This is a genomic window from Streptomyces sp. NPDC111516 (genome assembly GCF_055635345.1).
The window spans coordinates 67,951-81,769 of sequence record NZ_JBVKBV010000006.1; the positions used below are offsets into that span (position 1 = coordinate 67,951).

General features: G+C 70.5%; 14 protein-coding genes and 1 pseudogene. 10 read left to right on the forward strand and 5 right to left on the reverse strand.

The genetic code is table 11. The annotated features are described in order from the left end of the window. Positions 1–56: 56 nt before the first annotated feature. From ACZ7L9_RS14255 to serC, 7 genes are all read left to right on the forward strand, one after another. Positions 57–1,505: a sensor histidine kinase gene (locus ACZ7L9_RS14255; protein WP_471415317.1), complete on the forward strand. Its 1,449-nt coding sequence runs from the start codon at positions 57–59 to the stop codon at positions 1,503–1,505. Then, positions 1,502–1,954: a roadblock/LC7 domain-containing protein gene (locus ACZ7L9_RS14260; protein WP_471415318.1), complete on the forward strand. Its 453-nt coding sequence runs from the start codon at positions 1,502–1,504 to the stop codon at positions 1,952–1,954. Before ACZ7L9_RS14255 ends, ACZ7L9_RS14260 begins: the two co-directional genes overlap by 4 nt. Then, positions 1,951–2,313, forward strand: a complete 363-nt coding sequence (locus ACZ7L9_RS14265; RefSeq protein WP_471415320.1) for a DUF742 domain-containing protein — start codon at positions 1,951–1,953, stop codon at positions 2,311–2,313. Before ACZ7L9_RS14260 ends, ACZ7L9_RS14265 begins: the two co-directional genes overlap by 4 nt. Then, on the forward strand, positions 2,294–2,944 hold the full coding sequence (locus tag ACZ7L9_RS14270; RefSeq protein WP_389999830.1) for a GTP-binding protein: 651 nt from the start codon (positions 2,294–2,296) through the stop codon (positions 2,942–2,944). Before ACZ7L9_RS14265 ends, ACZ7L9_RS14270 begins: the two co-directional genes overlap by 20 nt. Next, on the forward strand, positions 2,941–4,233 hold the full coding sequence (locus ACZ7L9_RS14275) for a cytochrome P450 (protein ID WP_471415322.1): 1,293 nt from the start codon (positions 2,941–2,943) through the stop codon (positions 4,231–4,233). The genes ACZ7L9_RS14270 and ACZ7L9_RS14275 overlap by 4 nt, the downstream gene beginning before the upstream one ends. Beyond that, positions 4,230–5,438, forward strand: coding sequence for a cytochrome P450 family protein (locus ACZ7L9_RS14280; protein WP_471415324.1), 1,209 nt, complete (start codon positions 4,230–4,232; stop codon positions 5,436–5,438). The genes ACZ7L9_RS14275 and ACZ7L9_RS14280 overlap by 4 nt, the downstream gene beginning before the upstream one ends. A gap of 106 nt (positions 5,439–5,544) precedes the next feature. Beyond that, positions 5,545–6,663 carry a phosphoserine transaminase gene (serC, locus tag ACZ7L9_RS14285; RefSeq protein ID WP_471415325.1) on the forward strand — a complete coding sequence of 373 codons (1,119 nt, stop codon included), beginning with the start codon at positions 5,545–5,547 and terminating at the stop codon, positions 6,661–6,663. 169 nt (positions 6,664–6,832) lie between these two features. On the opposite strand, the gene ACZ7L9_RS14290 is transcribed toward serC, so the two are convergent. Together ACZ7L9_RS14290 and ACZ7L9_RS14295 are read right to left on the reverse strand one after the other, a co-directional pair. Beyond that, positions 6,833–8,461: an IS200/IS605 family accessory protein TnpB-related protein gene (locus ACZ7L9_RS14290; RefSeq protein ID WP_471415327.1), complete on the reverse strand. Its 1,629-nt coding sequence runs from the start codon at positions 8,459–8,461 to the stop codon at positions 6,833–6,835. Next, complete coding sequence (locus ACZ7L9_RS14295) at positions 8,454–9,029, reverse strand: IS607 family transposase (RefSeq protein ID WP_471415329.1); 576 nt, start codon at positions 9,027–9,029, stop codon at positions 8,454–8,456. The genes ACZ7L9_RS14290 and ACZ7L9_RS14295 overlap by 8 nt, the downstream gene beginning before the upstream one ends. A gap of 96 nt (positions 9,030–9,125) precedes the next feature. Between ACZ7L9_RS14295 and ACZ7L9_RS14300 the strand changes: the two are divergent. Further along, positions 9,126–9,616, forward strand: a pseudogene (locus ACZ7L9_RS14300) (Uma2 family endonuclease). Here the strand turns inward: ACZ7L9_RS14300 and ACZ7L9_RS14305 are convergent. Then, positions 9,567–10,118 (reverse strand): GNAT family N-acetyltransferase, encoded by a 552-nt coding sequence (locus ACZ7L9_RS14305; RefSeq protein ID WP_471415330.1) that lies wholly within the window; start codon positions 10,116–10,118, stop codon positions 9,567–9,569. The pseudogene ACZ7L9_RS14300 and the gene ACZ7L9_RS14305 sit on opposite strands and share 50 nt — an antisense overlap. A 180-nt stretch (positions 10,119–10,298) precedes the next feature. On the opposite strand from ACZ7L9_RS14305, the gene ACZ7L9_RS14310 reads away from it, so the two are divergent. Beyond that, positions 10,299–10,910, forward strand: coding sequence for a Uma2 family endonuclease (locus ACZ7L9_RS14310; RefSeq protein WP_471415332.1), 612 nt, complete (start codon positions 10,299–10,301; stop codon positions 10,908–10,910). A gap of 48 nt (positions 10,911–10,958) precedes the next feature. Here ACZ7L9_RS14310 and ACZ7L9_RS14315 read toward each other — a convergent pair whose 3' ends face one another. Next, on the reverse strand, positions 10,959–11,951 hold the full coding sequence (locus ACZ7L9_RS14315) for an SdiA-regulated/phytase-like domain-containing protein (protein WP_471415334.1): 993 nt from the start codon (positions 11,949–11,951) through the stop codon (positions 10,959–10,961). A gap of 58 nt (positions 11,952–12,009) precedes the next feature. On the opposite strand from ACZ7L9_RS14315, the gene ACZ7L9_RS14320 reads away from it, so the two are divergent. Beyond that, positions 12,010–12,696, forward strand: a complete 687-nt coding sequence (locus ACZ7L9_RS14320; RefSeq protein ID WP_471415336.1) for a GDSL-type esterase/lipase family protein — start codon at positions 12,010–12,012, stop codon at positions 12,694–12,696. A gap of 156 nt (positions 12,697–12,852) precedes the next feature. On the opposite strand, the gene ACZ7L9_RS14325 is transcribed toward ACZ7L9_RS14320, so the two are convergent. Next, positions 12,853–13,488 carry a TetR/AcrR family transcriptional regulator gene (locus tag ACZ7L9_RS14325; protein ID WP_471415338.1) on the reverse strand — a complete coding sequence of 212 codons (636 nt, stop codon included), beginning with the start codon at positions 13,486–13,488 and terminating at the stop codon, positions 12,853–12,855. Positions 13,489–13,819 lie beyond the last annotated feature (331 nt).

Below are 13,819 nucleotides of genomic sequence, written 5' to 3' on the forward strand. Positions count from 1 at the left end.
GCCACCCTAAGCCTTGTAATCCCCCTGTTCATCCCGTCCGCCCCCAAGGACTCCACTTGCGCCCCTCATCCCGGCCGACCGTGCTGGCCCTGCTGATCTCACTGGTCGTCACCGGTTCCCTGTGCCTGTGGGCGGTCGTCGCGGCCCCCGACTCGGTGCGGACCACGCTGGCCTGGGGTGCGGGCGCCGCCGCCGTGGCGCTGTCCGCCGCCGTGGCCACCGCCGTCCACGCCCGCGCCGCCGCGAACCGCCTGCGCGCCCGTCTCGCGGCGGAGACCCAGCGGTTCACCGGCGAGATCAGCCGGCTCGTGTCCGCCTCCGCGGCCGAGGGCCAGCGGTTCACCGCCGAGACCGCCCGGATCAAGGCCGCCGCCGAGGCCGAGACCGCCCGGATCGCCGCGCAGGCCGCCACCGACACCGAACGGTTCACCGGCGAGGTCGAGCGACTCACCGCCCGCGCGGCCCGCAGCGACACCGAGCGCTCCGCCGCGATCGCCGCCTGCGCCAACGCCGCCGGCCGGATGCAGGCCCTGGCCACCAGCATGCTCGCCGACCTGCGCGAGATGGAGCACCGGCACTCCGCCGAGGACGTGCTCGGCGATCTGCTCCATCTCGACCACCGCACCGCCCAGGCGGGCCGGCTCGCCGACTCCATCGCCGTGCTGACCGGTGCCCGCTCCGGGCGGCGCTGGGCGAAGCCGATCGTGATGGAGTCGATCCTGCGCGGCGCGATGGGGCGGATCAGCGGCTATCAGCGGGTACGTCTCCACTCGACCAGCGACGTCGCGGTCGCCGGCCACGCAGCCGAGGGCGTCATGCACGCACTCGCAGAACTCCTCGACAACGCCGCCAACTTCTCGCCGCCCACGGCCGAGGTCCATGTGTACGTCGAGGAGGTACCGGCCGGCATCGTGCTGACCGTCGAGGACAGCGGCCTGGTCATGAGCGATGTGCAGCTGCGTCGCGCCGAGCGTGCGGTGTCGGCCACCCACCAGGATCTGACGGGGCTCTCCGGCACCCGGCTCGGCCTCGCCGTCGTCGGCCGGCTGGCCCGCAAGCACGGTCTGACCGTGTCGTTCCGGCCGTCCGCGCGCGGCGGCACGGGCGCCCTGATGATGCTCCCGCAGGAGCTCCTCACCCGGGCCGCGGTGCAGGTGCCGCCCCCGGCCCCGGTCGCGGAGCCGTCGTCCGGCCCGGCGTCCGAGCCGATGCCGGAGCCGGAGCCCACGCACGGAACGGCCACCACGGCTCCCGCCACCGAAGCCCCGGACTCCCCGTCCGAGACCACCCGCAACCTCCCCCGGTTCGGCGAGAGCGGGCTGCCCAAGCGCCCCCGCGGCCGCACCCTCGCCGCCGCCGAGGCCCGTGCCCAGGCCCACTCCGACGGCTCCGCGAACCCCCGGCCCCGTACCGCAGACCCCAAGGAACAGGCAGCCCGCTTCAGCAGCTTCCGCCAGGCTGTCCGGCCCAATCCCCCGCACCCGGAAGAAGGCAACACCCGATGACCGCGACCACCGACGAGAAGCTCAACTGGCTGCTGGAGGGGCTCCTGGAGCGCACCCCCGGCACCCGCCACGCCCTCGTCCTGTCCAGGGACGGCCTCAAGCTGTGCCGCACCCCCGAGCTCTCCGTCGACCAGGCCGATCAGCTGGCCGCGATCTCCGCCGGTATCCAGAGCCTGTCGCACGGCGCGTCCGTCGAGTTCGGTGACGGCACCGGCGGCGTACGGTCCGCGATGGCGGAGTTCTACGGCGGTGTGCTGTTCATCGTCGAGGCGGGCGCGGGCGCCCATCTCGCGGTCATCGCCTCCGACGAGGCCGACGTCGGCCTCATCGGCCACAACATGAGCGAACTCGTCGAGCAGCTCGGCGAGCACCTGAGCGCCCCGCCGCGCTCCCCCTCGGCCACCTCGGCCACCGAGGCCGTCGCAGCAGACGCGACCACATCCGTATGACTCGCCCCCGCCCCGGCCGGGACGACGCCCCGGACCGGCTGTACACCCTCACCGGTGGCCGCAGCCGGTCCGATTCGGACGCGTTCGACCTGGTGACGCTGGTGGTCTCCGAGTGCGAGCCGGCCCCCGGCATGCAGTCGGAGCACGCCACGATCCTGCGGATGTGCCAACTGCCCACCGCGGTCGTGGAGATCGCGGCGGGCCTCGGCCTGCCCGTCAGCATCGTCCGGATCATGCTGTCCGATCTGCTGGACACCGGCCGGATCAGCGCCCGCCATCCCCGTACCGCCCGTGTCGCGGACCGGCTCCCCGACCCCGACATCCTGGAACAGGTGCTCGTTGGACTCCGCAACCTCTGACCGTGCCGCCCTGCGGCCGACGGCCGACAACGGACTGAAGATCGTTGTCGTCGGCGGCTTCGGGGTCGGCAAGACCACCATGGTCCGGTCCGTCAGCGAGATCCGTCCGCTGAACACGGAAGAGACCATGACCCGCGCGGGCGAGGCCGTCGATCACCTCGACGGCGTGCACGCGAAGACGTCCACGACCGTCGCCTTCGACTTCGGCCGGATCTCGCTCGACGAACGCTCGGTGCTGTACCTCTTCGGCGCCCCGGGCCAGGAACGGTTCTGGTTCCTGTGGGACCGGCTGTTCTCGGGCACGCTCGGCGCCGTCGTCCTCGTCGACACCCGCCGGCTCGCCGACTCCTGGTACGCGATCGACCGCCTGGAGCACCACGGCACGCCGTTCATCGTGGCGTGCAACGACTTCGGCGGACCGCTCCACACCGAACAGCAGATACGCGAGGCGCTCGACCTCTCGGACGACGTGCCCCTGGTGGAGTGCGACGCCCGGGACCGTTCGTCCAGCAAGTACGTACTGATCACGCTGGTCGAGCACCTGCACGCCCTCTCGCAGCGCAAGGCCGCCACCCCGTCCGCCGCCGGTCCGGAGATCACGCCGGCGAAGACCCCGGAGCCCACCTCGTGACCCAGTCCCCGGCGCCGCCCGCAGGCTGCCCCGTGTCCCAGGGCCGCGCGCCGCTCTCCGGCCCCCGGTTCCAGACCGAACCGACCCGGCTGTACCGGGAGATGCGCCGCGACCACGGGGCCGTGGCGCCCGTCGTCCTCGACGGCGACGTACCCGCCTGGCTCGTGCTCGGCTACCGCGAACTGCACCAGGTCACCGCCGACCCGATGCTGTTCAGCCGCGACTCCGACCTGTGGAACCAGTGGGACCGCATCCCCGACGACTGGCCGCTGCTGCCGATGATCGGCCGCAAGCAGCCGTCGATCCTCTACACGGTCGGCCCCCGGCACACCGAGCGCGCCGCGATGATCAGCAACGCGCTGGAGTCCGTCGACCCGTTCGCCCTGAAGCGGTACGCGGAGGAGTTCGCCGACGGGCTCATCGACCGGTTCTGCTCCACGGACGGGACGGAGATCATCGCCGAGTACGCGATGCTGCTCCCCGCCCTCGTCCTGGCGAAGATCTACGGCTTCAGCAACACCGTCGGCGCGGAGCTCGTCGGCTCGATCAACGACATGATCGACGGCCGGGAGCGGGCGCTGGCCGGGCAGCAGCACCTCGCCTCGTCCATGGTCCAGCTGCTGGTCGACAAGCACGCCGCCCCCGGCGACGACGTCGCGACGCGGATGCTCGCCGATACCGGCGGCTTCACCGACGAGGAGGTCGCCCAGGACCTGATGGTCATGATGGCCGCGGGCCACCAGCCGACCGCCGACTGGATCGGCAACTCGCTGCGGCTGATGCTCACCGACGACCGGTTCGCCGCCTCCCTCTCGGGCGGCCGGCACAGCGTCGCCGAGGCGATGAACGAGGTGCTCTGGGAGGACACCCCGACGCAGAACGTGGCGGGCCGCTGGGCGTCGCGCGACACCCGTCTCGGCGGGCGCCACATCCAGGCGGGCGACCTGCTGCTGCTGGGCATCGCCGCCGCCAACGCGGACCCGCAGGTCCGTACCGATGGTTCCGCACTGACCGGCGGCAACAACGCCTTCCTCTCCTTCGGCCACGGCGAGCACCGCTGCCCGTTCCCGGCCCAGGAGACCGCCGAGGTCATCGCCCGTACCGGCATCGAGGTGCTGCTGGACCGGCTCCCGGACATCGACCTCGCCGTCCCCGCCGAGCAGCTCACCCGGCGCCCGTCCCCGTGGCTGCGGGGCCTGACGGACCTGCCGGTGGTCTTCACGCCCACGCCCGCCCTCGGAACCACCATCGGAAGCACCCTCGGAACCGCCCTCGGAGGCCAGAGATGACCCGGATCGCCCTCGACCCCTTCGTCACCGACCTCGACGGCGAGAGCGCCCGGCTGCGGGCCGCGGGCCCGCTCGCCGAGGTGGAACTGCCGGGCGGGGTGCGCTGCTACGCGGTCACCCACCACGCGGAGGCGCGCCAACTGCTCACCGACAGCCGGCTCGTGAAGGACATCAACGTCTGGGGCGCCTGGCAGCGCGGCGAGATACCGATGGACTGGCCGCTGATCGGCCTCGCCAACCCGGGCCGCTCCATGCTCACGGTCGACGGCGCGGACCACCGGCGGCTGCGCACCCTGGTCGCGCAGGCGCTGACCGTGAAGCGGGTGGAGCGGCTGCGGGCCGGCATCGATGCGCTGACCACGGCGAGCCTGGACCGGCTGGCCGCGCTGCCCGCGGGTGAGAAGGTCGACCTGAAGGCGGAGTTCGCGTACCCGCTGCCGATGAACGTGATCAGCGAGCTGATGGGCGTGGACAGCGCGGACCACCCGCGGCTGAAGGAGCTCTTCGAGAAGTTCTTCTCGACGCAGACGCCGCCCGAGGAGGTTCCGCAGATGATGGCGGACCTCACCGCGCTCTTCACGAAGATCGTCGACGCCAAGCGGGAGAACCCCGGCGACGACCTCACCAGCGCCCTGATCGCGGCCTCGGAGGACGGCGACCACCTCACCGACGAGGAGATCGTCAACACCCTCCAGCTGATCATTGCGGCCGGTCACGAGACCACGATCAGCCTCGTCGTCAACGCGGTAGCCGCGCTCCAGACCCACCCCGAGCAGCGCAAGCAGGTGCTGAACGGGGAGGTGCCGTGGGAGAACGTGATCGAGGAGACGCTGCGCTGGAACACCCCCACGTCCCATGTCCTGATCCGGTTCGCCACCCAGGACATCGAGGTGGGCGAGAAGGTGCTGCCCAAGGGCGAGGCGCTGATCGTCTCCTTCGGCGCGCTCGGCCGCGACGAGGCGCAGCACGGGCCGACGGCCGGCGACTTCGACATCACCCGCTCCCCCAATCGCCACATCGCGTTCGGCCACGGCCCGCACGTCTGCCCGGGTGCGGCGCTGTCCCGGCTGGAGGCGGGGGTGGCCCTGCCCGCGCTGTACGAACGGTTCCCGGATCTGGAGCTCGCCGTTCCGGCGTCCGAGCTGCGGAACAAGCCGATCGTCACCCAGAACGACCTGTACGACCTGCCCGTGGAACTGGGCTGAGCGGCGTCCCCACGGCCTCCCGGTAGGCCGCCCACGTACCGGAGCGGACGTCTCATCCGACGGACACGGTCCTCGACCGTGTCCGTGAGGTACTACGCTCCGGTTCGTGGCCGATATCCAGATTCCCGCTGACATCAAGCCCGCCGACGGACGCTTCGGCGCCGGTCCTTCCAAGGTGCGGACGGAGGCGCTCGACGCGCTGGCCGCCACCGGTACGTCTCTTCTCGGTACGTCCCACCGCCAGGCCCCGGTCAAGAACCTGGTCGGCGCGGTACGTCAGGGCGTGCGCGACCTCTTCTCCCTCCCCGAGGGATACGAGGTGATCCTGGGCAACGGCGGCTCCACCGCCTTCTGGGACATCGCGACGCACGGACTCATCGAGACGAAGTCCCAGCACCTCACCTTCGGCGAGTTCTCGTCGAAGTTCGCGAAGGCCGCCAAGCTCGCCCCGTGGCTGGCCGACCCGACCGTGATCGCCTCCGACCCCGGCACCCACCCGGAGCCGAGCGCCGAGGCGGGCGTGGACGTCTACGCGTTCACGCACAACGAGACCTCGACCGGTGTCGCCGCGCCGGTCAAGCGCGTCGCGGGCGCCGACGAGGGCTCCCTGGTCCTGGTGGACGCCACCTCCGGCGCGGGCGGCCTGCCCGTCGACATCACCGAGTCGGACGTCTACTACTTCGCCCCGCAGAAGTCCTTCGCCTCCGACGGCGGGCTCTGGATCGGCGTCTTCTCCCCGGCCGCCCTGGAACGCGCCGCGCGCGTCCACGCGTCGGGCCGCCACATCCCGGAGTTCTTCAGCCTGCCCACGGCGATCGACAACTCCCTCAAGAACCAGACGTACAACACCCCGGCCCTGGCCACGCTCTTCCTCCTCAACGAGCAGCTGAACTGGCTGAACTCGCAGGGCGGCCTGGACTTCTCGGTCCGCCGCACGGCCACCTCGGCGCGGAACCTGTACGGCTGGGCGGAAGAATCCAAGTACGCGACCCCGTTCGTCACCGACCCGGCGAAGCGCTCGCAGGTCATCGGCACGATCGACTTCGCGGACGAGATCGACGCCTCGGCCGTCGCCAAGGTGCTGCGCGCCAACGGCATCGTCGACACCGAGCCGTACCGCAAGCTGGGCCGCAACCAGCTGCGCGTGGCGATGTTCCCGGCGATCGACCCGTCGGACATCCAGGCGCTGACGGCCTGCGTCGACTACGTGATCGAGAAGCTGTAACGAGCACACCCACGAGAAGGGCCCCGCGCCGCGCGGGGCCCTTCGTCGTTCACTCGACCGAGTGGCGGAATGGCTTTCGGGCACGAGCAGCCGGGTCGTCCTACGACGATGGCCTCGACATCGCTCCTTCAGGAGGCCCGCTGTCTGCAGCAGCAGTCGAGCACCGTTTCTAAAGACTGAGCGGGAGTGAGTCCTGTCGCCAGGTCTCATGCTCAGCCGAACGCCCCGAACGGTGTTGGGCGTTCTGGTTCCCCGCGTTCTCGCCGAGCCCAGCGCCGACGGATCGTGTCCGTGGTCCGGGGATACGGGGGCGGGGTTCCTCGCGCCCTGGGGCACCACGGCCGGCCTGGACGGTCCGATGCCCCTGCTCATCGCTCCGGTGAGCAGGGGGCGGTGCCGTCCGTCGCCGGATCGGGTGTCCCAGGGCGCGCCTGCCGATCGCCACCGATGCCGCGTGGTGGCGAGTGGTCTTTCTGTTCTTGCTGGTGAGGGGCTTTTGCCAGTGTTGGGCGCCCCATGTGGAGGTGTATGCGGGATCGACCGCGATGACGGTGATGCCGAGCTCGGCGGCCATGGAGACGAGCCGGGCCCGCAGTCTGCTCACGGGCATGCCGGAGATCAGGTTGCGGAACCGTTTGCGGCGTCCGTGCTTCTCGCGGGTCTTCTCTGCGGTGAAGTCGAGGTCTTCGACCGCGATCGCAAGATCGTTGCGGGCTGCCCAGTGCAGCAGGCGGATGAGGGCTTGCCGGACTTGTGCGTCGCGGTGGTCGGCGGTGCCGGTGAGGTCGTAGGTGAAGGTGCGGGGCTCGCCGACTGGGTTTCCGTTCACGTCGAGCTGCCATGCGGCAAGGTGGTCGGCGTTGGTGTCGACACCGATCAGGCCACCGGCGCGGGCCGTGTCCAGGGGCACGGTCCTGACCGGGGGGATGGACCACGATGCGGTGAGGTACCAGCGTCCGCGTGCGGTGTCTTCGTGGATGCGGTAGGCCACGGCCCGGTTGGCGGTGATGCGGTCGCGCCACTGGTCGCCGCGGTGCGGAAACCGCACGGTCGCGGCCAGGGTGTACCGGCCGTGCCGGGCATTGGCCAGGTGAGCGAGCGGTGCCGGGAGCTTGATCGACACTTCACCCTCGGGCGTGACCCGGATCGTCTCGTTCCCGAACCTCTTGCCGGACTCCCCGTCGGCTTGCAGGAAGCGGCGTTCGGCATCCCAGCGCCGACGCCACTGCTCGGCGGTGAGCTGCGCGGCTTGGAGGTTGTGCCGGTTACGAGCCAGGCGCTTCCCGCCCCGCACCACACGCACCCGGCCCTGCTCACGGTCTGCCCGTGCAGCGTCCAGCCGCTCGCTGAGGATGCGCAGGCGCCTGGTCTTGGTGAACCACTCCTGCCGGGTGCGGTACCCGCCCGGAGCCCGCTTGGAGCCTTTCTCCCCGACAGGGAGGGCCAGCCGGTCCGTGATCGTACGCACGCCGGCTTCGAGGTTCTCGATGTGCGCCGACTGGGCGCGCCGGGACAGCGCCCACTGATCATTCGTGGCCTTGGTGATCGACCCGGCCCAGCGCGAGGACGACTCCTCGGTCAGGGAACGCTTCCGCTCCGCCCACGCGCCGGTGTCGTGATCCGAACCGGCCTGGGTGCGGGCCCTCAAGTCCCGCCCAGCGAGCGATGCGAGATGGTCACCGACCAGACGGACAACCTTCTCGTCCTCGGCGGTCAGGCCCTTGAGCCGGTCTCGGATCGCGACACCGGACGGGCCGAGGGCGACGAACGACGGGCCGATGGGGCGCAGGTCAGCCACGCTCGGCAGCCTCCAACGCCTTCCGGGCACGGCTCTTCGCCGAACGGCGCCCGTACAGCCGCGCGCAGAACGACGTCAGCACATCCACGATGTCCTGCACCAAGTCGTCTTCGGCTTCACCCTCGTCGAGGACGACGAGACAACGACCGGTGGCGGACAGTGCGGCTTCGACCAGTTCCACATTCATCCGGCCCAGCCGGTCTTTGTGTTCGACCACCACGGTGGTCACGTCCGGGTCGGCCAGCAGCCGCTTCGCTTTCGGCCGCGCTCCGTTCATACTGGAGGCAATCTCCGACTCGACCCGCACCACCCGGTGACCGGCGGCCAGAGCCCACTTCCTCAAACGGGCGACCTGCCGTTCCAGATCGTCCTTCTGATCGTGCGACGAAACACGGGCATACAGGCCCAGACCCCCAACAGCCCCGGGCGCGGTGTTGGCCTCAATGTTCACCAGGATCGTGCGCGGACCAACCCGCTGAGCCGGTACCGGCAGCGTCCCCTCACGGAACCAGCGATACGCGGTCTGCGGATGCACACCCTGCGACTTCGCCCACTCCGTCAGATTCATACTCCGACAACGACACTCACTCATACATGGTTACGCTCACACACCCGACTTCGAAGGCCAGCAGCTGAAGACCCCTGTGACGGTGAGCCGGAACCGCTGCTCGAAACGGCCAACATCCCCACGCTCGGACGGCCCGCACGCCAATGCACTTGCCACGCTCATGATTCCCTTCCTTGCCGCGGGGCTCCGCGGTGAGGAGACCAAGGTCCTCCAAGGTCGGCCTGTGGCTGCCCGGCGGCCCCGAGGACTACGCCATCCCTCGTCGACGCCGATTTCGACGATTATCCGGCCGGGAACAACTGCTACGACCCCGCCGTCTTCCGCCTCGTCCTGGAGGTCACCTCCAGCAACTACAGGAGCAACCTGCGCAACAAGGTCGCCGCCTACGCCGAGGCCAAGATCTCGGTGCACGTGATCGTCGACTGCAAGCACAGCCGGGTGCACGTCCTGACCGAGCCCATGGGCTGCGGTTACGACAGCCACCAGGTGCACGCCCCGGGCAGCAGGTCACCCTCCCCGCCTCCATCGGCGCCGAGGTCACCCTCGACGTCGCGGATCTACTGAAGGCCGGGCAGCGCCGGAAGTGACGTCCGTGCGGCGCCACCGCCGCTCCCCGTCCTCCCACTCTTCGGTGGGCACAAGTCCCGCCGCCGCGGCTACCGCGGCGGACGCGGTGTGGTCGGGGTGGATGTGGGCGACGACCGTACGGACTGTTCCGCCGGCCAGCAGGTGCGCTGCCAGTCCGGCCGCCGCTTCCTTGGCGTAGCCCAGGCCCTGCCACTCAATGCCGAGGACCCAGGCGATCTCGGCCCGAGGGCCCACCACCGTGGCCTGGACCCAGCCCGCGAGACAACCGTCGGCGCGGACCCGGAGAACCCAGTTCCACCAGTCTTCCGCCGGGTCGGGGGAGCCGGCTTCCCAGCGGGTATAGCGGGCCCGGAGGGTGTCCAGGTCCTCCGGCTCACCGCCCGTGTAGGTGTGCAGAGCCGGGTCGGCGAGGACCGCCGCCATCTCGTCGGCGTGCGCGGCTCGCAGCGGCAGTGCGTCGAGCCGCTCGGTGGAGAAGGTCTCGGGCCCGTGATCCGTCATAGCGCCCGACCCTACGCGCGGCGCATCAGGGGATAATTCCGGGCCCGGGCGTGCGCCGACGGGGTCGGGCACGGGGCCCTTCGTCGTTCACTCGACCGAGTGGCGGAAGGGCTTCCAGGCACGGGCGGCCGGATCGTCCCACGAAGATGGCCTCGACATCACCACCTTCAGGAGGCCCGAATGTCTGCAGCAGCAGTCGAGCACCTCTGTGACGGTGAGCCGGAACCGCTGCTCGAAACGGCCAACATGCTCACGGAGCAGCACCCGGGCTACCGCGTCGAGATCATCGGAGGCGTCATCACCGTGGCCCCACGCCCGGACGGCCCGCACGCCGATGCGCTGACCACGCTCATGATTCCCTTGCTTGCCGCGGGGCTCCACGGTGAGGAGACCAAGGTCCTCCAAGGGATCGGCCTGTGGCTGCCCGGCGGCCCCGAGGACTACGCCATCCCCGACCTCGCGGTCGTCGGCGCCGATTTCGACCAGCATCCGGTAGAGAACAACTGCTACGACCCCGCCGTCTTCCGCCTCGTCCTGGAGGTCACCTCCAGCAACTACAACAACGACCTGCGCAACAAGGTCGCCGCCTACGCCGAGGCCAAGATCCCGGTCTATGTGATCGTCGACCGCAAGCACGGCCGGATGCACGTCCTGACCGAACCCATGGGCGGCGGTTACGACAACCACCAGGTGTACGCCCCCGGGCAGACGGTCACGCTGCCCGATTCGATCGGCGCCCCGGTGACTCTTGATGTGGCCGAGCTGATCCGGGCCGGCCGCCCCAAGACCTGATCACCCGGCATCACCCGCCTGCCCCCACCAGCACCTGACGGCGCCGTGTCAGCTCGCCTTCCGCCGCCGCCCCATGAACACCAGGAAGCCGATCCCCGCGAGCAACAGCACACCGGTCAGGGTCGTGCCCTTCGCATCTCCGTCGCCCCCGCCCCCCGCTCCGGCGGACGACGCTGCCGAGTCTCCGTCCCGGGACGGAGACTTCCCGTCGCCGCCGCTGCCGCCCGCGACGTCCACCCGCACCACATCGCTCCGCTGCCCCTCCGAGCCGAACATCAGCGCCGAGCCGTCCGCCGTATACGTCACCGACTCGGCCTGCCGCTGCAGCGGTGCCCGGACCGCGTGGTCGGCGCCGAGCCTGCCGTTCTCGAAGGCGTACCCACGTGCGCTGAAGTACGAGCGAAGCACCAGCTCCTTGCCGTCCGGCGAGAACGCCCCGTCCGTCACCCACGGCACCTCCCCCACCCGCCGGAAGACGTTGGTGGCGCCGGTGGTGAGCTTCGCGGGGCCCTCGTACAGTCCGCCGCCGTCCTCGTTCTTCGACGCGATGTAGACCCGCCCGGTCGTGGGATGGACCATCAGCGCCTCGGCGTTGCGCGGCCCGTCGGCGTACTTCACATCGAACTGTGTGGCGTCGACCGTCGCGTCCCGCAGCTGCTTCGGTTCGGGGAAGCGGTAGATCCAGACGTGGTCCCAGCTGCCGTTCAGGTTGTCGCCGATGTCACCGACGTACAGATTGCCGTCGGGCCCGAGCGAGATGGCCTCCACGTCGCGCGGCCGCCCCACCCCGCGCATCGTGATCGTCGCGACGGTCTTCCCGGTGCGGGAGTCGACGGCGTAGATGTACGGGCCGTCGTCGCTGTCGTTGTGCGTCCAGTAGATGCCGGGGTGGGCACGGCTCGCCGCGAGGCCGCTGGACTCGGTGATCCGGGGGTCCTCGATCGTGAAGCTCTGATCGGCCCCGTCTCCGGCCACGGCCGGAACCGCCCCGGCGAGGAGGAACAGCGCGGCGGCTGTGGACACAGTCAGGTACGAACGCATGCCGCCAGTGTCCATCGTCACGTCGCAGGCCGCAGGTGTGATCCGCGATGATGAGGCCATGCGTTTCACGTTTGTCGGCGATTCCATGACGATCGGCCGCGCCGGCGACTTCACCTGGCGCTACCGGATGTGGCAGCACCTCGCCTCCACCCTCGGTGCCCCGTTCGCAATCGTCGGCCCGCGCAGTGAGCTGTACGACACCGGGGCGGACACCCCCGTCGGTTACGAGTACGGCGCGCCGGACTTCCCCGCCGAGGCCCGCACCCATCTGGCCGGCTGGGGCGAGGGCTGGCTGCACATGGCCCCGGTGATCGCCGACACGGTCACCGAGCACCGCACGGACATCCTGCTCGTCTCGCTCGGCCTCATAGACCTCGGGTTCTACACGGACAGTGGCCAGACCGCCCTGAACGCAAGGGCGTTCATCACGGCGGCCCGCACCGCGAACCCGCACGTCAAGATGGTGCTCCTGCCCGTGATACCGAACGTACGGGCCGAGTCGGACGCCCCGTTCGCTGCCGAGTGCGACCGCTTCAACGAACTCCTCGCGAAGGCCGTCGCCGACCTCGACAACCCGATGTCACCGATCCTGCTGGCCTCCCGCCCACCGGGATACGACATCCACCGGGACACGTACGACGGGACGCACCCCGGCCCCACCGGCGAACACAAACTGGCGGCCGCCTTCGCCGACGCGATGCACCAGGCGTGGGGCGTGGGCGGCCCGTACGCGGCCCGTCCCTGACCGGCCGCGACGAACACGGCGACGGCCCCCTCCGGGTCGCGGAGACCGCCGGCGAAGACGAGCTGTGCTGGACAGGCTTCCCGCCGGGCCTCCGCCTCTGAACGCTGCCCAGCACGGCCGTTCACCCCCCGAGCCCTGCCCCGCCCGCATGCGGCGTCAGGACGGCAGGATCATGGCCAGTGAGAGCCGGGTGAGCTCATCGGTCAGCCACTCGGCGTCGACCTGCCGGGGCCGGCGGCCGTGGTGGGCCATGAGTTCGTCCACCGAGTGGTTCAGCACCGTGACCGTCACGACGTGGTCGCTCGGCACCGCCTCGCCCCGTCGCACGGCCCGTTCGGCCTCGGAGGTCAGGAACTCGATCCACATCGCCCGCCAGGTCGCGAGGTGGTTGTCCACCTCCCTGCTCACCCCCAGCACCTCGACGAACGCCACCCTGGCCGCGCACGGGTCCTCGGTGACGGCCTTCACATAGGCGTCGAAGAGCAGCCGCACCCGTTCCGCCGTCGGACAGTCCTCCATCCCCTCGGCCATCAGGGCGTTCTCGGCGGCGCGCAGCCCGTGGGTCGCCACCTCGTCGTAGATCGCCATCAGGAGCACCTCCCGCGAGACGAACTCCTGCCGGAAGATGTGGACGGGCACCTTCGCCTGCTCGCACAGAGCCTCGACACTCGTGTGCGCGAACCCGTACGCGGCGAACAACTGGCGCCCGGCGCGGAGGAGTCGGTCCCGCGCCCCCGGCCCCTCCACGGCCTGTCCGGGTCCCCCGTTCCGCTGCTTCGCCACGACACCCATCGGTTCTCCTTCGTCGTCCGTACCGCTGCCCCCACTCTCCACGCTCCGCCGGGCCGGTGGGGTGTCCGCCACGCGCTCGACCACGTGGATGGTGACGCCTCGATCAAGTCCGAATGCCCATCGAACCGTTGCTACTACGGTGTCAACTCCTCGGCCCCGGCCCGGCGCACAAGCGGAACACGGAACGCGGAAAGCCACGAAAGAAACAGACCCCAGGGGAGCTGGAACAAGCCACTTCCCGCCGCTCCATGGGGGCCCTCACCCCCGAAGAACCCGCGCGCGAGCGAGGATGCGGACCCGGCGGCGCGGGGTCACCAGGAGTCCACCCATG